Source organism: Drouetiella sp. (genome assembly GCF_059504425.1).
On sequence record NZ_JCACIN010000110.1, the window covers coordinates 31098 to 51912 of the forward strand.

At 50.5% G+C, this 20815-nt stretch carries 18 protein-coding genes; 9 read left to right on the top strand and 9 right to left on the bottom strand.

Annotated elements, in window-relative coordinates; all coding sequences use genetic code 11:
* Positions 1-104 precede the first annotated feature (104 nt).
* Positions 105-707 carry a Uma2 family endonuclease gene (locus tag AC5JMP_RS24415; RefSeq protein WP_495854103.1) on the top strand — a complete coding sequence of 201 codons (603 nt, stop codon included), beginning with the start codon at positions 105-107 and terminating at the stop codon, positions 705-707.
* 30 nt (positions 708-737) lie between these two features.
* On the top strand, positions 738-1700 hold the full coding sequence (locus tag AC5JMP_RS24420) for an Npun_F2552 family protein (RefSeq protein ID WP_495854104.1): 963 nt from the start codon (positions 738-740) through the stop codon (positions 1698-1700).
* A 65-nt stretch (positions 1701-1765) separates the two neighbouring features.
* Here AC5JMP_RS24420 and AC5JMP_RS24425 read toward each other — a convergent pair whose 3' ends face one another.
* The 6 genes from AC5JMP_RS24425 to hpsJ-B form a co-directional block, all read right to left on the bottom strand.
* Positions 1766-2317 (bottom strand): hypothetical protein, encoded by a 552-nt coding sequence (locus tag AC5JMP_RS24425; protein ID WP_495854105.1) that lies wholly within the window; start codon positions 2315-2317, stop codon positions 1766-1768.
* Between the two features lie 19 nt (positions 2318-2336).
* On the bottom strand, positions 2337-3530 hold the full coding sequence (locus AC5JMP_RS24430) for an ImmA/IrrE family metallo-endopeptidase (protein ID WP_495854106.1): 1194 nt from the start codon (positions 3528-3530) through the stop codon (positions 2337-2339).
* An 18-nt stretch (positions 3531-3548) separates the two neighbouring features.
* Complete coding sequence (locus AC5JMP_RS24435; RefSeq protein ID WP_495854107.1) at positions 3549-4979, bottom strand: 7-cyano-7-deazaguanine synthase; 1431 nt, start codon at positions 4977-4979, stop codon at positions 3549-3551.
* Between the two features lie 5 nt (positions 4980-4984).
* Complete coding sequence (locus tag AC5JMP_RS24440) at positions 4985-5623, bottom strand: hypothetical protein (protein ID WP_495854108.1); 639 nt, start codon at positions 5621-5623, stop codon at positions 4985-4987.
* A 296-nt stretch (positions 5624-5919) separates the two neighbouring features.
* The gene (locus tag AC5JMP_RS24445) at positions 5920-6741 is read right to left on the bottom strand and encodes a glycosyltransferase family 2 protein (protein WP_495854109.1); all 822 of its coding nucleotides are present in this window, start codon (positions 6739-6741) and stop codon (positions 5920-5922) included.
* Positions 6742-6944: 203 nt separating this feature from the next.
* Positions 6945-7733, bottom strand: a complete 789-nt coding sequence (gene hpsJ-B / locus AC5JMP_RS24450) for a hormogonium polysaccharide biosynthesis protein HpsJ (protein ID WP_495854110.1) — start codon at positions 7731-7733, stop codon at positions 6945-6947.
* 379 nt (positions 7734-8112) lie between these two features.
* Here hpsJ-B and pgl point away from each other — a divergent pair, with 379 nt between their 5' ends.
* The 6 genes from pgl to AC5JMP_RS24480 all read left to right on the top strand — a co-directional run bounded on the left by pgl (position 8113) and on the right by AC5JMP_RS24480 (position 14184).
* Positions 8113-8844: a 6-phosphogluconolactonase gene (gene pgl, locus AC5JMP_RS24455; protein ID WP_495854111.1), complete on the top strand. Its 732-nt coding sequence runs from the start codon at positions 8113-8115 to the stop codon at positions 8842-8844.
* Between the two features lie 276 nt (positions 8845-9120).
* A complete protein-coding gene (locus AC5JMP_RS24460; protein WP_495854112.1) occupies positions 9121-9957 on the top strand; it encodes a double zinc ribbon and FHA domain-containing protein in 837 nt (278 codons plus the stop codon).
* 80 nt (positions 9958-10037) lie between these two features.
* Positions 10038-11498, top strand: a complete 1461-nt coding sequence (locus AC5JMP_RS24465; protein WP_495854113.1) for a lysophospholipid acyltransferase family protein — start codon at positions 10038-10040, stop codon at positions 11496-11498.
* A gap of 79 nt (positions 11499-11577) precedes the next feature.
* Entirely contained in the window at positions 11578-12459 is an 882-nt protein-coding gene (locus AC5JMP_RS24470) for an ABC transporter permease (RefSeq protein WP_495854114.1), read from the top strand.
* Between the two features lie 148 nt (positions 12460-12607).
* Positions 12608-13507 (top strand): ROK family protein, encoded by a 900-nt coding sequence (locus AC5JMP_RS24475; protein WP_495854115.1) that lies wholly within the window; start codon positions 12608-12610, stop codon positions 13505-13507.
* 275 nt (positions 13508-13782) lie between these two features.
* Positions 13783-14184, top strand: coding sequence for a hypothetical protein (locus AC5JMP_RS24480; RefSeq protein WP_495854116.1), 402 nt, complete (start codon positions 13783-13785; stop codon positions 14182-14184).
* 161 nt (positions 14185-14345) lie between these two features.
* On the opposite strand, the gene pyrF is transcribed toward AC5JMP_RS24480, so the two are convergent.
* Together pyrF and tyrS are read right to left on the bottom strand one after the other, a co-directional pair.
* The gene (gene pyrF / locus AC5JMP_RS24485) at positions 14346-15056 is read right to left on the bottom strand and encodes an orotidine-5'-phosphate decarboxylase (RefSeq protein ID WP_495854117.1); all 711 of its coding nucleotides are present in this window, start codon (positions 15054-15056) and stop codon (positions 14346-14348) included.
* Between the two features lie 228 nt (positions 15057-15284).
* The gene (gene tyrS, locus AC5JMP_RS24490) at positions 15285-16550 is read right to left on the bottom strand and encodes a tyrosine--tRNA ligase (RefSeq protein WP_495854118.1); all 1266 of its coding nucleotides are present in this window, start codon (positions 16548-16550) and stop codon (positions 15285-15287) included.
* A gap of 254 nt (positions 16551-16804) precedes the next feature.
* Here tyrS and AC5JMP_RS24495 point away from each other — a divergent pair, with 254 nt between their 5' ends.
* Positions 16805-18742 carry a transglycosylase domain-containing protein gene (locus AC5JMP_RS24495; RefSeq protein ID WP_495854119.1) on the top strand — a complete coding sequence of 646 codons (1938 nt, stop codon included), beginning with the start codon at positions 16805-16807 and terminating at the stop codon, positions 18740-18742.
* Positions 18743-19064: 322 nt separating this feature from the next.
* Here AC5JMP_RS24495 and purF read toward each other — a convergent pair whose 3' ends face one another.
* Positions 19065-20657 (bottom strand): amidophosphoribosyltransferase, encoded by a 1593-nt coding sequence (gene purF, locus AC5JMP_RS24500; RefSeq protein ID WP_495854120.1) that lies wholly within the window; start codon positions 20655-20657, stop codon positions 19065-19067.
* Between the last annotated feature and the right edge of the window lie 158 nt (positions 20658-20815).

Genomic DNA, 20815 nt, shown 5'->3' on the forward strand with positions numbered 1-20815 from the left:
CACATCTACAAGTAATTCAGCAGCTGAATTACTTTAGGAGATTCAGTGTAGACGATTGCTCCCCTAGAGCCGACTAGAATAAGAGCAATGGAGTGGAGCTACCCATGACAACGCTGCTGATCCAAACTAACAACATTCCCTTAACGGTCAACTTTCCGGCGATCGTGCAGATGACTTCTGAGCAGTTCTTGGAATTTTGTCAGGTCAACCGTGACCTCCGCATCGAGCGCACTGCTGATGGAGACGTGATTATCATGCCACCGACCTTTTCTGATACAGGAAACCGCAATATTAAAGTTTCTCAACAGCTTGCCAATTGGTCTGACAAAGACGGTACAGGCGAAGCTTTCGACTCCAGCACAGGCTTCCTGTTACCCAACGGTGCTACCCGATCGCCTGATGCTGCCTGGATTAAGCTCGATCGTTGGAATGCCCTGACGGATGAGCAAAAAGCCTCCTTTGCTCCCATTTGCCCCGATTTTGTGGTTGATTTGCGATCGGCTAGCGATCCCCTCAGCCGTCTGCAAGCCAAAATGCAGGAGTATATCGACAACGGCGCGGTCTTGGGTTGGCTGATCGATTGCCAGAACCAGCAGGTTTATGTTTACCGTCCCCATCAGGCGATCGCTACTCTAGATCAACCTACCTCCCTCAGCGGCGATCCAGAATTACCGGGCTTTGTGCTGCAAATGGCAAAGATTTGGTAGAACCTATTTAACCCTTATCGCAAAAACTTTATGCAGCCCACCGTTAGCCTCCTGCGCGTCGAATCCTACGATCGCCCCCTTCTGCAAGCCGCTCTAGACAACCTGCTGGCTCCCTTGGGCGGCATGGCGGCATTTGTCAAACCGGGCGATCGAGTTTTGCTGAAGCCCAATCTGCTGACCGGGGCACGTCCCACCAAGGAATGCACTACCAATTTTGCGCTGGTCTACTGTGTTGCTCAGAAGGTAATTGAGGCGGGCGGCAAGCCTTTCTTAGGGGACAGCCCTGCTTTTGGCAGCGCCAAGGGCGTGGCTTTGGCCAACGGCTATCAGCCGATTTGGGAGGAGTTAGGCGTTCCGATAGTTGAGATGAAGGGACAGCGCTATCAGGTGGCGGGCGAAGAGTTTAATCATCTGCTGCTCTCGAAAGAAGCCATGGAAGCCGATGTGGTGATTAACTTGCCCAAGGTGAAGTCCCACATGCAGTTGACGCTGACGCTGGGCGTAAAGAATTTATTTGGCTGCGTTCCCGGCAAGATGAAGGCTTGGTGGCACATGGAGGCGGGTAAAGACCGCGATCGCTTTGGCGACATGCTGGTGGAAACGGCTCGAACGATCGCTCCTAACCTGACAATCCTAGATGGCATTGTTGGACATGAGGGCAATGGCCCTAGCGGTGGCGAACCTCGGCTGCTGGGAGTGTTGGGAGCTTCAGCCAATGTCTTTGCCCTCGATCGCGCCCTAGTCAACATTCTGCAAGTCGATCCAGCTCAGGTACCGACGATCGCCGCTTCTCAGCGGCTCGGACTTTGCCCAGAGCTGAGCGATATTACTTTCCCACTCCTGACTCCTGACGAGTTGCAGCTAGAAGGCTGGAAGCTACCTGATCAAATGATGCCGATCGACTTTGGCGCACCTCGGGTGATTAAATCCACCTTCAAGCATCTGTATGTGCGGTTTATCAAAGAGCCGCTGGGAGCCTACGCCAGACAGTAGGTTGATTTACAGCCTTAGTGGCTCCTCCGAAAATACTTGGTTCAGCTTTTCTTAAGTTATTAAGCTCACTGCATTAAACTTTCCCACCAACTAAGTAAAGGATGATTTCTATGAGGCATATATCTTCCTTTAGTTCGTATAGATCTAAGTACAGTGTGTAATTCAGCTAAAGTAAGATTTCTGCCTTCTGACCAACTCTTAATTATTTCTAAAGTAGATAAAACCTGTAAATGAGGCGCTTCTTTTTGAGAAAATGAAGCCGCTTTTTTATCGTCGGTAGCAATTGCCCATCCTCGATGAATCGCAATGGCGCAAGTTGCAGACTCGCCATCATCGCCTAGTTCAAAAGCATAGTTTACAAACGTCTCTTCCTCTGATTCTGACTCGAAATCCACTACTGAAAGTAAACCCTGTGTAATGGCTGTCTCAAACTGAACTGCGCCTTCGTTTTCCTCATCTTTGAGGCGTTGAAGAGTGATTAGTTCTTTCTCTCTCACGACTTCAGTAACTACAACTTGAGCAGGAATAGACTTCAAAATTGCAATGAAATGCCCCGAAGCACAGAAGTTCAGGACGCAACAAGCGTCAAGAACAACATGGGAGTGTCTAATTTGCATAACTGATCTCCCTGCTTTTCTACGCTTGACGCAAATCTAAATGAGCAGTTTCCTCCATAATTCCGCTTGAATGTTCACGCAATGCTTCTGCAATGCGTCGAGCTTCTAAACGGTCAACGCCAAGGAAATTTGCAAATCGCCCTTCAGTGATGAGTCCCTGATCTAAAGCCTCAATAGCAAGGTGTTGATAGTGAACAGGAACTATGTCAGTACGCTGTTGAATTTCTTCTAGTCCTAGCTCTTGCTGGACTTTCCTTACTTTCAATCCTCGATCACGCAACCTCTCCAAAGTGCCAGAGGGCACAAGCCCCATGTCTTCTAAGCGATAACCAAGAGCTTCTATGGATACTCCATAATAGTGAGCAAGAGTAAACAAATTAGTTGGAGTAAACTTGCCATGAGTACGATACATATCATTGAATCGCCTGAGCAGACCACTTGAGGGCATCAAGAAATACTTTGGAAACGCCTCAGCTAAACGCTCACTTTCCGGGATTCTTTGGTATTGCCCCTCGAAGTCAACTACAGGCTTTCGTCGATGGGCAAGGAAATGAAGATATCCATGCGCCATTGACCAGCGCCGTCGTTCTTCATAGTGGTCTAAGTTAATTGCCATGCAGCCACCAAGCTGCTCATCATAGCTATAAAGTTCTGAGTACTTGGCTGGCATTTTCAGATAGAAAATTCGGATGCCTACACTTTGTTCCAAGATATCTCGCAGGAGTGGAATCGGACCATCGCCCAGTCCAAGCCTTTGACGTTCAGCGATCGCAATACTTTCTGCGGCAGCCTCTATCGGCATACTTGTTACGTCATACTCCTGAGGATAGTTTCGAGGAAGCGGAGCATCCACAATCTTCTCAAGTTCTAGATAATTTTGACATAATTCCTCTAAGCGCTGAATAATTGGGTTAATTCGCACTTCCTCTTGTTCACTACGCTGATAAGTAGCGCGAAACTGAACGGTGAAAGGTTCAATAACAGGGCTAGGGCGAACAAAGTCACTAATAGCTCGCCCATAAGCACGAGCCAGTTTAATCAACTCATTTGGCTTCAGGCGACGTTCTCCTTTCTCAATCGCAACGATGGTAGTCCGTACAACATCGATCACCTTCGCTGCATCCGCCTGAGTCATCCCGCACTTCTTACGCGCCTGTTGCAGCAGTGCCCCTAGATGACGCAGATCAATATTGTCCAGAATATTGTTAGCCATAGCATTTCCCCTTCAGGCTTACTGAGTAGCAACCAGACAATCATCAGATGTTTGCTGATTGCTTATTTGATTCAAGAGATTTACTGAGATGTGAGGTTCTACAGCATTCCACTCAGTAACATAAGCTTGATAAAGGCGAATCAAATGTTTCCTCATATCAGCAGGCTGTAGAGTTTCTGCTATAGCCCTTCGATCCACAATGTCGTCCAGATCTGGAAATCTTCGGGTTAAAGATTCCCATTGAAGATTCAGGTCGTGTGAGGCATTTAATAAATCCCTGAGAGTGGAAACTTGTGCCAGCATATGTTGCAGATACAAACTAGTGTCTCCTGCTGGCTTCCTGCCATGAGGAACGATGTAACGAGTTTTGTCTTCCATTCGTGAGGCAGCAAGTGCCTGCTTTCTCAAAATACAGGATGAACAATATCCGCACTGAATGGGTTGCTGTCGATGTGGACTATCGCATGACATCGTTAGCGGTGGCAGGTCATTTCTTCCATCTTCAGCTAATGGTTTGCACATTTCAGCTTTAGTCACGAAGAGAAAGGGGTTTTGTACTTTGAATTCTTCTCCTAAAAGTTCTGAAATAATATCACCGACTTTTAGCAAGGTTAATGGATGAACTGAGCGAGAATGATCAAGCCCTATAGCAGACTTACGATATGGAAGATTGATTGCACCAATACCATTTTCGTACAAGTAAAGAATTCGTTGCCCCATTAAATACGCACAGGCTGCACCTAATAACATAAATACAATGCCTCGTGCACGCGAAATTTTGTTCTTTTGATGCAAGCTGCTATCAGAGAACCGTATTGGGATTTGACAAAGATTTAAGCGATTAGGACAGGAATGCTGAAGAGCCTTAAACACCTGTTTTTGCCGATCAAAGTTATTATCATTACTGCCTGTCCCAAACAACATGAATGATGCTTCACAATTTGTTTTGAGACGGGTATAGAGACCAGCAAGTGCATCAAGACCACCACTCCATAGTATTACCTCACTCACATAAGGCTCTGTCGATGAAATAAGAGGTTGTTGCTCAATGATGCGTTCTGAATCAGATCTCTTATGAAAATTGAATAACCAGCGACTTCCAGTAGCCCATTCAAGCAAACTGGAAAGTTTATCTTGGAAGGATGTAGCATTCAGTAATTCTGGATGACGTACTGGAAGAACTACGCAAAGACGAGTCTGTTCTTGTCGCAAGTTTTGGAAAGTAAGACGATCGGCGGCATGAATAGCAACAGCAAGATCAATCAGATCAGCAATGATCGATGGAAACTCTTGTTGCAGCCGATATCTAAACCCACTGTCATCTATAGCGATGCCTACGGTGCTTTTCTTAGCTCTGGAATGATCAATACAGCAAACATTCCCATTGCTATTCATTACAGGATCAAAAAGCAAGGTGTAATCACTATTATGTGTGTCATATTTTTTCATGATATTTATCCTGCTAAGAGATCTTCATCTAGATCTATTGCCTTTCGCGAAGAACGCCTAGGCAAAGACAATTTAGCGACACTTTGTTTATTAATCGCATCTTCAGCAAATTTACTGATACCAATTTTTATATGTGGTTCTATTTCCTTAATACGCTCTGAAAGAGTTGCTTGATCAATGCCAGCATAATGTTCGGAGGTTAGTGGAACACGCTCCTTAAACTCAGATGCATAAACCCCATTCATATAGCGGTTTACAATAACGACTGAAGCATCACTAATATTTATTTCTTGAGCATGACCGTATCTAAGATCATGAAGAACACTTTTGCCTGCATCCAAGGCAAGTCCTTTAAGATCTGGTCGCCCGTCAAACTGCTGTCGTAATATATCAAACTCCAGACTCAAAGCAGCATAGTTTCCTGATTCAAGCTCATCGTTTGTAGTAATAGCTTGAGCAAGAATATCTGCCATCCCTTGACAAAGCCTGAGAGGAAGATCACCTTTTTGGATCAGATCTTTTTTAAGGGACTCCAGCACCACTCGAGCGCATTCATCGCTAGTTGCTTTCCCCTCACAAAGCCATTTGTATGGCTTGTGGTAAAGCCTTCTGAGTCTGTTATGAAAAATATCTCCATCGGGCATAGCAGCACCTCCGTCGGTCGGAGTTGGTTTCTACTATTAAGGTAGCTCTCGCTCCTGACATTGTCAATATTTAATACTGTTTTGTCAAAAAAATGTCAGACTTAGGGTGCAGGTATAAGCTTAGACCGTTTTTTGTGAGGATATTGCAGGCTTGAGGATCGCTTTCCTAAGAAGTTCGCATACTCTCACTGCTTGAACAGACGTATGACAACGTCCATGCACCCCCCCGGCGAAAGGTTGTCTGTCAGGCGTTTGAGGTGATCTGTGGCGGGTAATGGGCATCGATCTACAGAAAATCACGATCGCGGCATATGCCGAAGTTCCCAAGCCTTCAGCAGGATCAAATACTCGTAGAAGGCTTGTAGGGTACACCAGGCAAAACCCGCCCGCCCGTCCCGCCAGCCACCTAGCAGAATGTACATGTAGAAGAAGCGAATTAAGGGTCGGAAGGGCAGCCGTAAGGATAAATCCTTTAAAGCTCTGCGGCGATCGATCTCTGTTTTGCCCAAAAACAGGTCATGCCAATCGATTTTGCCCTGCTCCATTTGGCGGAGGGTTTCGATCGCCTCATCCGTCGAGTAGCGATTATGCTTGTCAATCCAGCGGCTTAGCCCCTTGCCGCAGGTATAGTGCGGATAGGATTCTTTCAGCAAGCCAGTTTCGCCCTCGCAAACTTCCCGCTCGGTGTGTCCGTAGTCAGTAAACCAAACTTTGCCATGTCGCAACAGCCGCAACTGATAGCGCGGATATTGGGTGCTGCGGCGAATCCACTGACCCAAAAACATGACCCGCTCTGCCACGTAATAGCCGACGTATTTGGGGGTTTCAACAGCAGCCACACACTCCTGAAACAGCGCTGGGGTCATACGCTCATCGGCTTCCAGAATATACACCCACGGATGCTTGGGCGGAATCGATTCCAGCATCCAGGTGCGCTGCTTGCCGTGACTTTCAAACTTGTGCTGCATCACCCGCACCGGATAGCGACTGGCAATTTCGAGGGTGCGATCGCTACTGCACGAATCCACCACCACCACATCATCTGACAGCATTGCCGACTCAATGCAATCCGCAATGTCTAATTCTTCGTTGTACGTCAGGATGTAGATCGAGAACATGGTGGGGCTTGAGTTATGGCAACCGCCAAGGCGGTTAGGACGGGGACATTTAGGGTGGGGCGCGAAGCGCCCCACCCTAAATGTCCTAAGCAAACTAGCGACAGCTATAAAAAAGCTTGAGCTTCCAAAAGAGTGCCCTCCGCAGGGGAAGGGCTAACTCAAGAGGTAAAACTTTTAGCTGGCTGAATCTTAAGCTTCTCGGTTCAGGCTTCTTCTCTAAGGCTACGCAACCCCATCCAGCCCATGACCATGTAGCCGATCGCCAATAGCAAACTGCTAACGCTAACCCGTAGACCTGATTTCAGGCTGTCTGTCCGTAAGGTATCCTCTACTTTTTGCTTCTGAGTCCGGATTTCGGTTGCCGCCTTGTTGCGCAGCTCGGTTTCTCGCTGGCTGAGGAAAGGATCAATACCTTGAGGGTCTGCTTTGAATCTACGCACTAAAGCCGCCTGCTCTTGAGTAAGCTGACCGCTCTGTTCTAACTGCGTCAACTGCTCGTTGGTTGCTCCAGTGAGCTGCGTAATTTGACTGCGCTGCGACTCAACTTCAGTTTGAAGGCGTGTATTCAGCTGCGCCTCGGCATCCGTAGTTTGCTTGGTGATTTGGGCAATGCCATTCGCATATTCCAGCCGCACATTGTTCAAATGCAGCGGAAACAGCAGCAGAAAAAACAGCCCCATGAGGCTGGCAAAAGCAAACACATAGAACCGAGGGCTTTGCCAGAACGTTTTGCCGATCGCCCGATCTCCGCTGATACTGTCAATCCAGAACCCGACCAACAGCAGCACCAGCCCGACCAACGGCACGACCCCGCGATCGACCACTTGCGTCACAAAATTAATTTGCCACGATCGCTCTGAAAATTGGTAGGGCATCGACAAAATCACGGTGTCCAATAGCGCAGCTAGAACAACGATGATGCCCACCACTTTCAGGGTGCGGGAGGCGAGCAGTGAAATTGAGGAGCTGCTAAGAGCATTCTTCGGATTCATGGGTAGTGTCAATATCTGATGGATGAATCTAAGGACTTATTAAACAGGATGAGGGTAGGTTGAACCAGAGAAGCGATCGCAGTCTGCCGAATGCAGCAAATCGCTCCTGCTTCTAATTCAGTCTCTCGTTATAGCATTGATCGAATCATGCAAACTTTTGGAAGACTTGAATCAGAGTTCCCCAGCAGAGGCAAAGACATAACAGGAGCGCTCAGGCATATAGCACCGTAATTGAGTTAGAACAAGTTATTTTCGAGAGCTGCGCGGAACACGACTCTCAGAAAATAACTCATTGGGTTTAAGCGCGTAGCGTTATACCTAAATGGGATGATAGTTTTGGGAGCAGGTGAATTTCTATGCCGCTGAGGAAAGTCTTGTCATGAACAAAATTCTTGAAATCTTGCCCGATAAAGCTGCACTAATTGCCCGATCGCTGCAAATCATCTTGGAAAAGATTCCGACTGCAATTGCCGAACGAGGAATTTTCACGATCGCCCTTTCAGGTGGAGGTACGCCAAAGCCATTGTATGAAGCGATCGCGGCTGAAAATCTGCCCTGGGATAAAATTCATGTGTTTTGGGGCGACGAGCGCTATGTGCCCCCTACTCACCCGGACAGCAATGAGGGCATGGCGCGGCAGGCGTGGCTAAGCAAAGTGCCCATCCCAGCAGAGAATATTCACCCAATGCCCACAGATGCAGATGATCCGGCGATCGCTGCTCAGCAGCATGAGCAGCAGCTCCAAGACTTTTTTCAGGTCAAGTCCGGAGAAATTCCTGTTCTGGATGTGGTGTTATTAGGAATGGGAGATGATGCCCATACTGCGTCTTTGTTCCCCCACACGCAGGCATTGCAGGTGTGCGATCGCCTCGTCACTATGGGCAGCAAAGACGGTCAGCCCCGCATTACCTTCACCATTCCTTTGATTAATCAGGCGCGGTGCGTCATGTTTATTGTTGCCGGAGTCAGCAAACAGCCCGCACTAGCGCAGGTTTTTGCCGCCAGTGCCGATAGTAATCTGTATCCTTCTCGATTAATTCAGCCCTTCGGAGAGCTGTGGTGGCTCTTGGATGAAGATGCAGGACGCAATCTAAAAGATAGACTCCCTTAATCTGCAATCCCTTAATCTGCAATTGGACAAATCTGTAGAGCCGTACCTCAGATTACAATTTAATTTTTTGAAAGGTATGCCACCTTTGCCTTTCAAAAAATTAAATAGCATATTTGAAATATGCTCTTACCAAAACATAGGCTTCAATCTCATGTCCCCTACGCTGTATGTCGCTCTGTATCACTCTTATTCAAACTCACTAAGATTTAGACTCACTAAGATGCAAACTAACAAGATGCAAACTAATAAATTTATGGTGAGCCAGGGAAGTGCTGCATGATTGTTTGTCCCAATTGCAATCACCAAAATCCGGATGCTGCGGTGCAGTGTGAGGCTTGCTATACTCCGCTACCTGCAATGGTTTTGTGTCCGGGTTGCGGCGCTTCGGTACAGGCAGATGCTAGCTTTTGTGGTCAGTGTGGATTTAATTTACAGGCTCAAGGCGGCACAGCCGCTGAGTCACAGTCAGCTACTCTCTCTCCTGACCTAGAATCTCCTGACTCAAAATCTCCTGACTTAGAATCTCCTAATTTAACGCCCCCTGATTTTAGTATTCCTGACCTAGCACCCCTTGAGCCGCTACCCTCACTAGAGCCTTTGGTAGAAATTCAGCCTTCGCCTCTGCCCGAAGGCGTTGCGCCCATCCTATCTCAGCCGTTTGAGAACCCGCCTGCCCCTTTTGCTGCACCTGTTGCCCCAGCCCCGACTCCTAGCCCTGCTGTCATGCCGCAGACTTTTGCTCAGCCTCCCATTGTGGCTCCGACCTACAGCACCCAACTGCAAACTCAGATGGCTCGGCTGCTACATGTCCAGACCAACACACCTGTAGAGCTGCCTACCACGTTAGCGGTCATTCATATTGGCAAGCCAAACGATCGCATTCCACCCGATGTTGATGTGTCTGGATTTCCCAACTCCGAGATCGTCTCTCGCATCCATGCCGATATTCGCGTCGAGGGCGACCTTTACTACATTGAAGATGTGGGCAGTTCCAACGGGACTTATATCAACAATGCGCCTTTGCCCAGCGGCAACCGCCATCGGCTTAGACCGGGCGATCGCATCGCGCTAGGTAAAGGAGATAAGATGACGTTTTTGTTTCAAATTGCTTAACTCCAGCCGCAGCTTCAGCTAGGGTAGGGAGTGCCTATCTTTGGGCAATATTTAGGAATAAGTGTTCAGGAGCGATCGCCTTGCCCAAACCCATCACCCAGGCTCAGCCGCCTCTCGAATTCATTCCGCCTGCTTTTAATCCAGCGGTCTACCGTTTTTTGAAACTTGTGCTGCCTCTGTGGACACGCTGGCGGTTGAAAATAGTCGATGTCCAGGTGAATCATCTGGATACCCTTATTCACTGCTATCAGCGGTTTCAAGCAGGCGAGCTGCGGTTTATGGTGGCGTTTCGGCATCCCAGCACTAACGATCCCTTTTGCCTGTTTAACCTGCTCGATCGGCAACTCCCTAAAATGGCGCGACAGCAGGGAATTGCGCTAAAACTGCCCGTCTACGCTCACTTTATGTACGATCGCGGCATTCCCCTCTGGGCAGGCAAGACGGTGGGCTGGCTGCTGCGACACTTGGGATGTACTTCTATTCGACGTGGCAAGCTAGACCTGATGGGACTGCGATCGGCACGGGAAATCTATGCAGAGGGTCGATTCCCCATCGCGGCGGCTCCAGAAGGTGCAACCAATGGGCACAACGAGATTGTTAGCCCATTAGAGCCAGGAATTGCCCAACTTAGCTTTTGGTGTGTCGAGGATTTGCGCAAAGCAGACCGCAATGAGGAAGTGTGGATCGTGCCGATCGGGGTGCAATACCGCTATGTTTCTCCACCCTGGGAGGCGATCGAGCAGTTGTTGAGCACGCTAGAAGCTGATTGCGGTTTACCGCCTTACGATGCCGCTAGCCTCAATCCGACGCTGAACATTGTGGAGCAGGGTGCATCTCTGTCCGCTATTTTGTCAAATCCCCAAGAGCTTTTGCTCTACAAGCGGCTGCTACGGCTTAGCGAACACTTGCTCACCTCGATGGAGCAGTTTTATAGCAAGTTTTATCATCAAAATTTGAGACCCTCGACACTGCCAGAGAATCCTACGGATGCAGCCTCTGACGATCGCATTTCCCCTGCCAATCATCTGATTGGCATCCGGCTACAAACTTTGCTGAATGGGGCGTTGTCGGTTTCAGAAGACTATTTTGGCGTTCCTGGAAAGGGTAATTTTGCCGATCGCTGTCGTCGGCTAGAGCAGGCAAGCTGGGACTGGATCTATCGAGAAGATCTCAAAGAGCTAGAGGATTTATCCCCGGTCGATCGCGGCTTAGCCGATCGGATTGCTGAAGAATCGGCTCAGCGCCTATGGCATATGCGGCTAGTGGAGAGTTTCGTTAGCGTCACCGGACACTATATTCTCGAAAAACCCACGGCCGATCGCTTCGCTGAAACGCTGCTGCTCCTCTATGACACCGTTAATAAAATTAAAGGTAGATTCTATGCGCCCCGACCACGTCTGGGGCAGCAGCGGGCAGAGCTGACCGTTGGTGAACCCATTGCTGTGAGCGATCGCTGGGCAGACTACAAAACTAGCCGGCGATCGGCAGTGGCGACGTTGACCCAGGATTTGCAGGTAGCACTGGAAAAATTAATCCTGTAGAGCCATGAATTCGGCTCTGCTCACTATAAGATGCAGATCCGCACCAAAATTCAGATCCGCACCCCCGATCGCCCTGCTCATGACCTTTACTAAACCTCGTTTTTTGAGTCTCCGCAACCTTTCTCAGTATCCCCGTCTCTCTATTCAGATGATGGCGGTGGGCACTGCAATCACGCTGCTGTTTGTTTTGGCGGCTCTGTTTGCGCCCTTGCTGCAATCTTGGGGCTGGCTGCAAAATCCGCTAGAAGGTCTGGCAAACCCCATTCATGAAGCTCCGTCGGCTGCCCATTGGTTTGGCACCAGTCGGCAGGGCTACGACGTATTCTCACGAACGCTGTTTGGCACTCAGGCGGCATTGCAGGTCGTGGTGCTGGCGACATTGCTGAGCTTGGTGATTGGTGTGCCGTTGGGCATGGTCAGCGGCTACTTGGGCGGCAGACTCGATCGCGCCCTTCTGTTCCTAATGGACACGATCTACACGCTGCCGGGGCTATTACTCTCGGTGACTCTAGCGTTTGTGGTTGGGCGAGGAGTGGGTAACGCAGCGATCGCTCTCAGCATTGCCTATGTGCCGCAGTACTATCGGGTGGTGCGCAATCATACGGTCAGCATTAAAACAGAGCTGTTTATCGAGGCAGCGCGATCGATGGGGGCATCCACCTGGCGGGTGCTTTCCCGATATCTTTTCTTCAATGTGATTCAAAGCGTCCCGGTCTTGTTTACTCTCAATGCTGCCGATGCTGTGCTCATTCTTGGCGGTCTGGGCTTCCTGGGCTTGGGCTTGCCGGAACAAACGCCTGAATGGGGGACAGACCTGCGTCAGGCGCTAGATGCCTTGTCTACCGGAATCTGGTGGACGGCTCTCTTTCCAGGGCTGGCGCTGACGATGCTAGTGGTGGGGCTATCGCTGATGGGAGAAGGCTTGAATGAGTTGATTAACCCGCTGTCTCGGCAGGATTAGTAAGGGGATGGGTGGATGAGTAGATGAGGGGATGAGTAGATGAGTGGATGAGTACGCTCACATCTACCCACCGACCCATCTACCCACCGACCCACCGACCCACCGACCCATCCCCCCACTACCCTCACACCCAAATCATCAAATTAAAATGGTCACTTTTCAAGAAGAAGTCATTGGCATTGACTTGGGTGGCACTGCCATCAAGATGGGAAAGTTCGATGCTCAGGGAACCTGTCTTAAATCGCTCATCCTCCCTACACCCCAGCCAGCCTATCCTCAAGCTGTGCTGGAGGTCATGGTGAAAGCGATCGCCCAGCTTGATCCTAATCATCAGACTGTCGCGATCGGGGTGGGCACTCCTGGCCCTGCCGATGCTGCTGGGCGTATTGCCAGAATTGCCATTAACCTAGAGGGCTGGCGAGATATTCCCTTAGCAGACTGGCTAGAAGCCGAGACAGGTAAGCCAACGATCGTGGCGAACGATGCCAATTGTGCCGGGCTGGGTGAGTATTGGCTGGGGGCGGGCAAGCCATTTCGCAACGTGATAATGCTGACCTTGGGGACGGGAGTGGGCGGTGCGGTGATTCTGGACGGCAAGCTGTTTGTTGGCCATGATGGCACGGCGGGCGAACTGGGGCTGATTACGCTCAATCCAGAAGGTGAGCACTGTAACAGCGGCAACAGAGGATCGCTAGAGCAATATGTGTCCGTGCGCGCCATTCGCCGACGGAGTGGATGGGAGCCACATGAGTTGGGAGAAAAAGCTAGAGCTGGAGAGGAAGAAGCGATCGCTTTTTGGCAAAGCTATGGACGCGATTTGGGCATCGGGATTGCCAGTCTTCTCTATGTTCTTGCCCCCGAAGCGGTCATTATTGGCGGTGGCGTCAGCGCCAGCGCAGAGTTCTTTTTCCCTAGCCTGCAAGCCGAAGTTGAGCAGCGCGTTTTACCTAGCTCTCGATCCGGATTACAGATTCGGCTGGCTGAATTGGGCAATCAGGCGGGAGTTGTCGGAGCGGCAAAATTAGCATGGCAACGGCGATCGGCATGACACTAGCACTGGCGCCCACTGCCCAAAGAGCTGGAATCACCGGGCGTTTCCCACTCCAGGAACTGTCACAAAACTGAGAACCTCAGTAAATCTGGGCGCTATGATACAAAATATAGGGCAAAGCGTCAAGCTTCACGTATTTTTTGTTCTGCTGAAACCCGTATTTATTGCAGCCAGTCAACATCTTTTTTGGTGTAGAGGGTGTTGACCGACAAAGTTTAAGAATTTAGCATTTTATGTGCGCTTGAGCGATCGCTCGGCGTTGAGGAGGAAGGATGAAACGAGCGAACTGGTTAATTTTATCAAGCGTTTTGGCGGCTTTTGCGATCGCTCCTATTGCCTACGGCGGTCCTATTCAAACCCCCTTGGCAAGTGCCGTTACGGTGACGGGTAGCTCAGGTGGCGCTCAGTCTAGCCAATGTGGATTTATTTCTGACACGCCTAGCCAGGTGGTGGTGGTGAGTCAGCCTACTCCTTTACGATTCAAAGTCGTCCAAGGTGCTGGACAGCCTACCCTACGGATTAGCGGCCCTGTAAACCAATGCGCTATGGCAGAAGGTTCGTCAGGCGGCACGATCGAGATTCCTGGAGTTTGGCAGCCCGGAACTTACTCTGTGTTTGTAGGCGATCGCGCCCAGGGTAGCTATCCTTACACACTGTCTATTAGCCCAGAATAGGTTGGAAGAGCACCGATAGAGCAACCGTTAAGGCGGTTAGGAAGGGGACATTTAGGGTGGGGCGCGAAGCGCCCCACCCTAAATGTCTTAAGCAAACTGGCGACAGCCATATGGTCAAATTGAGAAATGGTGGGAGCTGATTATAAGTGCCTTTCTTAGCGCTAACTCACTTCCTCACAAATTTGCTGGAATGCCGCAACCGGATCGAGTGCTGACGTAATCGGTCGCCCAATCACCAAATAATTGGCTCCGGCTTTGAAGGCGGCAGAAGGAGTAAGCGATCGCCCCTGATCTCCTTTTTCTGACCAACTCGGACGGACGCCGGGACAAACCAACAAAAAATCTTTGCCGCAGGTGTCTCGAAGTTGAGCTGCCTCCTGGGGAGAGCAAACGGCTCCCGCCAAGCCGCTTTCCTGCGCCAATAGCGCCATTTGCAGCGCATAGTCGTTGAGTTCTAGGGGAATCTTTAGCTCAAAAGCCAGCGATCGCGAGGTGAGGCTGGTCAATAGCGTGATGGCGATTAGGTTGGGGGTGGGCAAATTGGCAGCGATCGCGCCTTCCTCGGCGGCAGTCTGGGAAGCTTTGAGCGCCACCTGTCCGGCGGCAGCATGGACGGTTAGCAAGTCAACGCCATAGCCAGCGGCAGCGCGACAGGCTCCTGCCATCGTGTTAGGAATGTCGTGAAACTTTAGATCAAGAAAGATGCGTTTCTGGCGTTCTTCGAGAACCTTGAGAATGCCGGAACCAGTGCTGACGAACAGCTCTAGCCCGACTTTCCAAAACGTCACCTCTGGGAGGCGATCGAGCAGGGCAACTGCCTCGGCTTCAGTTGGGACATCCAGGGGGACGATGATGCGATCGGACAGAGCCATATTTTCAACAAACCTAATTTCTTACAACAAAACCTAATACCAATTTAAGACCCAAACAGGGCAGATGATTTTCGAGAGCCGCGCGGAGCGCGGCTCTCGAAAATCATCTGTCGCCTCATCAATCTAAATTGGTATGGTTTCTTACAGAGTATTGATATTTATGTGATGGTTTTTGTTGAGTGGGCGAAGCCCACTCAACAAAAACCATCACATTTTGAGGACTACCGTTTACTGCACCAATCGAGCAAATTTGTTTTTGCCGACTTGAAGCACTTTACCTTGTAGATCAGCCGCGCTCTCGAAAGTCAGATCGACGTTTTGAATGCGATCGCCCTCCAGCCGCACCGCGCCGCCCTGAATTTGTCGCCGTGCCTCAGAGCTACTATTGCAGAGCTTGGCGGCGCTAAGCAGGTAAAACAGCTTCACCGGAAACTGAATGCCTTCCAGAGAAAATTCTGGTACGGCATCTGATGAGACGGTGTTGCCTTGAATGAGGATGAGAGCGGCTTTTTGGGCAGCTTCTGCCGCTTCTCCACCGTGATATTGGCTCGTGATTTCTAGGGCAAGGAGCTTTTGGCGATCGCGCGGATTTTCGGGCATTTGATCCAGAGGCAAGTCGGTCAGCAGCTCGAAGTAGGACTTGATCAGGCTATCTGGGGTCTTCTCCAGCTTTGAGTACATGGTCAGCGCGTCTTCCTGAAGCCCAATGTAGTTGCCTAGCGACTTCGACATTTTTTGAGTGCCGTCTGTGCCCAGCAGCAGCGGCAGCACCAGCCCAAACTGCGGACGTTGCCCAAAATGCCGCTGAAGATCGCGTCCTACCGCCAGGTTAAATTTCTGATCGGTGCCGCCTAGCTCCACGTCCGCTTCCAGGGCAACTGAATCGTAGCCCTGCATCAGTGGATAGAAGAATTCATGGAGGTAAATTGGGGTTTCTTTCTTGTAGCGATCGGCAAAGTTTTCTTTTGCCAACATTTGCCCCACCGTCATGGTTGCCAGCAGCTCCAAAATTTTGCTTAGGTCTATGCCCGACAGCCATTCTGAGTTGTAGCGGATTTCTAGCCGTCCGGGAGTATCAAAGTCGAGAATTGGGCGAACCTGATCGACATAGGTTTGGGCATTTTGCATGACCTGCTCGGCGGTGAGCTGCTTGCGCACTTCAGACTTGTCGGTGGGGTCGCCAATCCGGGCGGTAAAGTCGCCAATCAGCAAAATTGCCTGATGTCCCGCATCTTGAAAGGCTCTCAGCTTACGGATCACCAGGCTATGCCCCAGATGAATCTCGGTACCTGTAGGGTCAATGCCAAACTTGATGCGGAGAGGGCGATCGCTTTTGAGAATCCTTTGCTCCAGATTTTCGTCAGGACTTTCAGAATCGGGCTGGTTGGGAAAAATTTCGCTAATGCCCCGATGCAGCCAGGTAAAAGAGGGCGATGCGCTTTTAGAAAGCTGAGTATTTAAAGATTGTGCCTGAGGTGATTGATCAGCAGCCATACTTGGCAAATATCCACTTAAATTCGCTAAACTCACTGCATTGACTGAGCAATATGCCCATGCTCTTTGCAGACGGACTACTACTATAATTGCAGGAACGTAAGAGAATTGCAGGAACTCAGAGAATTGTAGGAATACAAGAGAATTGCAGACTACCAGAGCCTGAATTCTCCAATCTACTCTGCAGCTAGGCTTAACTGAGCCAGTATTTAGCCGGACTTCAACCCATAGCCAGACTAAGGAACAAAACCGCTGTGTCGTCTAACCCTGCCAGCCCTAAATCGGCGAAAGCCCACCTCACTCGTAAGCCGGGAGAGGATCAATCTCCGGTTTTACACTACTTGCAGGGCGTTGCTCAGGTGACTGCGGGTACAATCCTGGGAATTACGATGCTGACTAGCTCTATCGTTGCAGGAGGCCTAGTCGGTTTGGCGATTAGCTTTCGCAATTTGCCGGACGTGCGTGTCCTGCGTACCTATGTGCCTTCAGAAACTAGCTATATCTATGACGTTAACGGCAAGCTGTTGGACAGTCTGCATGACGAAGCCAACCGCGAGGTGGTGGATCTCAACGACATTTCCCCTAACCTGAAGCGGGCGGTACTGGCGATCGAAGACAGCTATTTTTACTCCCATCACGGCATTAATCCAGTCGGCGTAGTACGAGCATTTGTAGCCAACTTTTCCGAAAGGCAGACGGTAGAAGGCGGCTCGACTGTAACGATGCAGTTGGTCAAAAATCTTTTCCTCAACCCCAAACGCACTATCAACCGCAAGGTTGCTGAGGCAGTGCTGTCGCTACGGCTAGAGCAGGTATTTAAGAAAGACCAGATTCTAGAGATGTATCTCAATCAGGTTTACTGGGGCCACAATACCTACGGCGCAGAAACCGCCGCCATGAGCTACTTTAACAAGCACGCCTCAGAGATTACCCTGGGCGAGTCGGCAATGATGGCGGGGCTGATCCAGGCTCCTGAAAGCTACAGTCCGTTTGTCAACTATCAGGTGGCAAAAAGGCGACAGGCGATCGTCTTAGATCGGATGCGGAAGCTCAACTGGATCACGGCAGATGAGGAAGCTGCCGCCAAAGCTCAGCCGATTCAGCTAGGGCAGATCACTTCTTTTCAGGGCAGTCAGGCTCCCTACATTACGGATGCGGTAATCCAGGAATTGAGCGACAAGTTTGGCAGAGATGCCGTGCTAAAGGGCGGAATGCGCGTTCAGACGACGATTGATATCGACTTGCAGCGCAAAGCCGAAGAGTCTGCCCGTGAGGGATTAGGCTCTGTTCAAGGGCAGGGGCTGTTTGCCGACCAGATTTCTTTGGTTGCGGTCGATCCGCGCACCCACTTTGTTAAAGCGATGGTGGGCGGCGTAGACTACAAGCAAAGCCAGTTTAACCGGGCGACCCAAGCGTTGCGCCAGCCCGGATCGGCGTTCAAACCGTTCGTGTACTATGCAGCCTTTGCAACAGGTCGGTTTGATCCAGACAGCACGATTTCCGATACGCCTGTTAGCTATCCTGATGGCGACGGCTACTACACGCCGCAAAACTATGACAACAGCTTCTATGGCGTGATGTCCATCCGGCAGGCGTTGGCACAGTCGCGCAATATTCCGGCAATTCGGTTGGGGCAAGAGGTGGGCATTAACCGCGTCATTGAGGTGTCTCGGACACTGGGCATTAAGAGTCCGATGGAGCCTGTGACCTCGCTGCCTTTGGGTTCTGTCGATCTCACGCCTCTAGAAATGGCAAGCGCCTACGCCACTTTTGCCAGCGGTGGCTGGCAGTCTCCCACGACAACGATCGTCCAGGTGGTTGACAGCAAAGGAAATGTGCTGCTAGACAACACGCCGCATCCGCAGCTTGTGCTTGACCCTTGGGCTGTGGCATCTGTAAATGAAACCCTCCAGGGAGTCATTAATAGCGGTACGGCAAGGGCAGCGCAGATCGATCGCCCTGCGGCAGGTAAAACTGGAACGACTTCCTCTGAACGAGATATCTGGTTTGCGGGCTATGTGCCCCAGCTTTCAGTATCCGTTTGGGTGGGCAACGATGACTACAGCCCCATTGGCATAGGGGCAACGGGCGGCAACTATGTGGCTCCCATCTGGCGCAACTTTATGTACAAAGCCTTGGACGGTGTACCCGTCGAGAACTTTAAGCCCCGCTCAGATTTTCCTCACCCTTAGAGGATATTTGAAACGTGGTCGGCTGTGATTTTAGGCACCTGTTAATCCCTACTACCCCCCTTAAAAAGGGAGAAATGAATTCAAAGTCCCCTTTTTTCTGGCGCAGAGGCGCGATAGCGCGGGGATTGAGGCGGATCTGAAACGTTTCGCTACCCATAGTTAGACCCTTTAAACATCCTCTTGGACTTTGCCTCAATCGGGAGAGAACTGGCAGTCAAGATAATGATTTGTGGTTGTAGAGGTTTTCCTCCTACAACCACAAATCATTACCTTTTGAGGACTACCGTTTGGAGGTGCATTGATCTCCTCCTAAAACATCTATCTAAGCTGACGTAGAGGCAGGCGTTTTCTCTAGAACTAACTTCGATCGCTTCACCAGTTCGGGTACTGGAACGGGATAGTCACCCGTGAAACAGGCCGAACAGAAAGTGTTGGTGTCTTCACGCGTGGCGTTTAACATTCCGTCCCATTTTAGATAGGCGAGAGAGTCCAGACCCAGCTGCACCTGAATTTCGGCGATCGACTTGGTGGCTGCAATCAGCTGATCTTGAGTATCAGTATCTATGCCGTAGAAGCAGGGATGGGTAACGGGGGGTGAGGAAATCCGCATATGGACTTCGATCGCTCCGGCTTCACGCAGTGCCTTCACCAGCTTGCGGCTCGTGGTTCCCCGCACGATCGAGTCATCCACAATCACGATTCGCTTGCCTTTCAGCACATCTCTCAGGGGATTGAGCTTCATGCGAATGCCTGCTTCCCGCATCGCCTGAGTTGGCTGAATGAAGGTGCGCCCCACATAGCGGTTTTTGATCAGCCCCTCCGCGTAGGGAATGCCCGACTGCTGTGAGAAGCCGATCGCTGCCGGAATACCGGAATCGGGGACACCCATGACCAGATCGACCTCGCCCGGTGGCGGTGACTCCAATGCGAGCTGCCGCCCCAGGCGTAACCGATAGCTGTAGAGGCTTTCCTCATTCATTACGCTATCTGGGCGGGCAAAGTAAATCATTTCCAGGATGCACAGCTTGCGCTCTGCTTTGGGTGCCCACTGGAAGGAGGCTAACCCTTGCTCAGTGATCCACACCAGCTCACCGGGTTCTACATCCCGTAAATACTCTGCCCCAATAATATCGAGGGCGCAGGTTTCTGAGGCGACTACGTAGCGATCGGGCAGCGATTCCTCCAGCAGACAGCGATCGAGCGTACAGCGATCGGGCACTTCTTCGCCACCTTTGAGCACACCAATGACCAGTGGACGAATGCCATTAGGGTCACGAACGCCCATAAGACCATTAGGAGTAGCGATCGCCAAACTAAAGGCTCCCTGGCAGCGTTTGAAGGCGCTAATTGCTCCCTCTAGCCAGCCCTTGCCGCCGTTAATTTCTTGGGCAATGGCGATGGCGATCATTTCAGAATCGGTCGTGGTGACAAACTGCACATCCGTATTTTGCAGCAACTCAGCTCGGAGGTTGGGCGTGTTTACCAGGTTGCCGTTGTGCGCTAGCGCCAGCTTGCCTAGCCGCGTTTCTACCAGGGCAGGTTGAGCGTTGACGACACGGCTCGATCCAGTAGTGGAGTAGCGCGTGTGACCCACCGCCAAATCGCCCTGCATCTCTCCAAACATTTGCTCATTGAACACTTGAGAGACAAGACCCATACCCTTATGCAGATGCACGGTGTCTCCATCAAAAACGGCAATTCCGGCAGATTCTTGTCCTCGATGCTGCAAGGCGTACAGCCCAAAGTAGGTGAGCTTGGCAACATCTGCTTCGGGTGAATAGATGCCAAATACGCCACAGGCTTCCTCTGGCTTATCGGATCTTTCTGGCTGGTCAAAAGGCTCGACAGAATCTGTAGACCAAGAGTCGGCAGACCGAGAGTCGGCAGATGAAGAATGGGCAGAGTTTGGCATCATGGATCGGCTGTGCTTTATGGGGGTGCGATGAGTAGATGAGCGGCAGACAGAAACCTTTGGGCGATCGAAAATTCTTTAATTAATTGTTTCTTAACAATCCTATTCCATAACAGTAGCGTACTCATTTCTTTTCCGACTAGATATCTGGTTCACTAGGT

What these genes read in the sequence shown, in the direction of transcription:
- AC5JMP_RS24415 (WP_495854103.1), top strand. Translation starts at nt 105, where the DNA reads ATGACAACGCTGCTGATCCAAACTAACAACATTCCCTTAACGGTCAAC.
- AC5JMP_RS24420 (WP_495854104.1), top strand. Translation starts at nt 738, where the DNA reads ATGCAGCCCACCGTTAGCCTCCTGCGCGTCGAATCCTACGATCGCCCC.
- AC5JMP_RS24425 (WP_495854105.1), bottom strand. Translation starts at nt 2,317, where the DNA reads ATGCAAATTAGACACTCCCATGTTGTTCTTGACGCTTGTTGCGTCCTG.
- AC5JMP_RS24430 (WP_495854106.1), bottom strand. Translation starts at nt 3,530, where the DNA reads ATGGCTAACAATATTCTGGACAATATTGATCTGCGTCATCTAGGGGCA.
- AC5JMP_RS24435 (WP_495854107.1), bottom strand. Translation starts at nt 4,979, where the DNA reads ATGAAAAAATATGACACACATAATAGTGATTACACCTTGCTTTTTGAT.
- AC5JMP_RS24440 (WP_495854108.1), bottom strand. Translation starts at nt 5,623, where the DNA reads ATGCCCGATGGAGATATTTTTCATAACAGACTCAGAAGGCTTTACCAC.
- AC5JMP_RS24445 (WP_495854109.1), bottom strand. Translation starts at nt 6,741, where the DNA reads ATGTTCTCGATCTACATCCTGACGTACAACGAAGAATTAGACATTGCG.
- hpsJ-B (WP_495854110.1), bottom strand. Translation starts at nt 7,733, where the DNA reads ATGAATCCGAAGAATGCTCTTAGCAGCTCCTCAATTTCACTGCTCGCC.
- pgl (WP_495854111.1), top strand. Translation starts at nt 8,113, where the DNA reads ATGAACAAAATTCTTGAAATCTTGCCCGATAAAGCTGCACTAATTGCC.
- AC5JMP_RS24460 (WP_495854112.1), top strand. Translation starts at nt 9,121, where the DNA reads ATGATTGTTTGTCCCAATTGCAATCACCAAAATCCGGATGCTGCGGTG.
- AC5JMP_RS24470 (WP_495854114.1), top strand. Translation starts at nt 11,578, where the DNA reads ATGACCTTTACTAAACCTCGTTTTTTGAGTCTCCGCAACCTTTCTCAG.
- AC5JMP_RS24475 (WP_495854115.1), top strand. Translation starts at nt 12,608, where the DNA reads ATGGTCACTTTTCAAGAAGAAGTCATTGGCATTGACTTGGGTGGCACT.
- AC5JMP_RS24480 (WP_495854116.1), top strand. Translation starts at nt 13,783, where the DNA reads ATGAAACGAGCGAACTGGTTAATTTTATCAAGCGTTTTGGCGGCTTTT.
- pyrF (WP_495854117.1), bottom strand. Translation starts at nt 15,056, where the DNA reads ATGGCTCTGTCCGATCGCATCATCGTCCCCCTGGATGTCCCAACTGAA.
- tyrS (WP_495854118.1), bottom strand. Translation starts at nt 16,550, where the DNA reads ATGGCTGCTGATCAATCACCTCAGGCACAATCTTTAAATACTCAGCTT.
- purF (WP_495854120.1), bottom strand. Translation starts at nt 20,657, where the DNA reads ATGATGCCAAACTCTGCCCATTCTTCATCTGCCGACTCTCGGTCTGCC.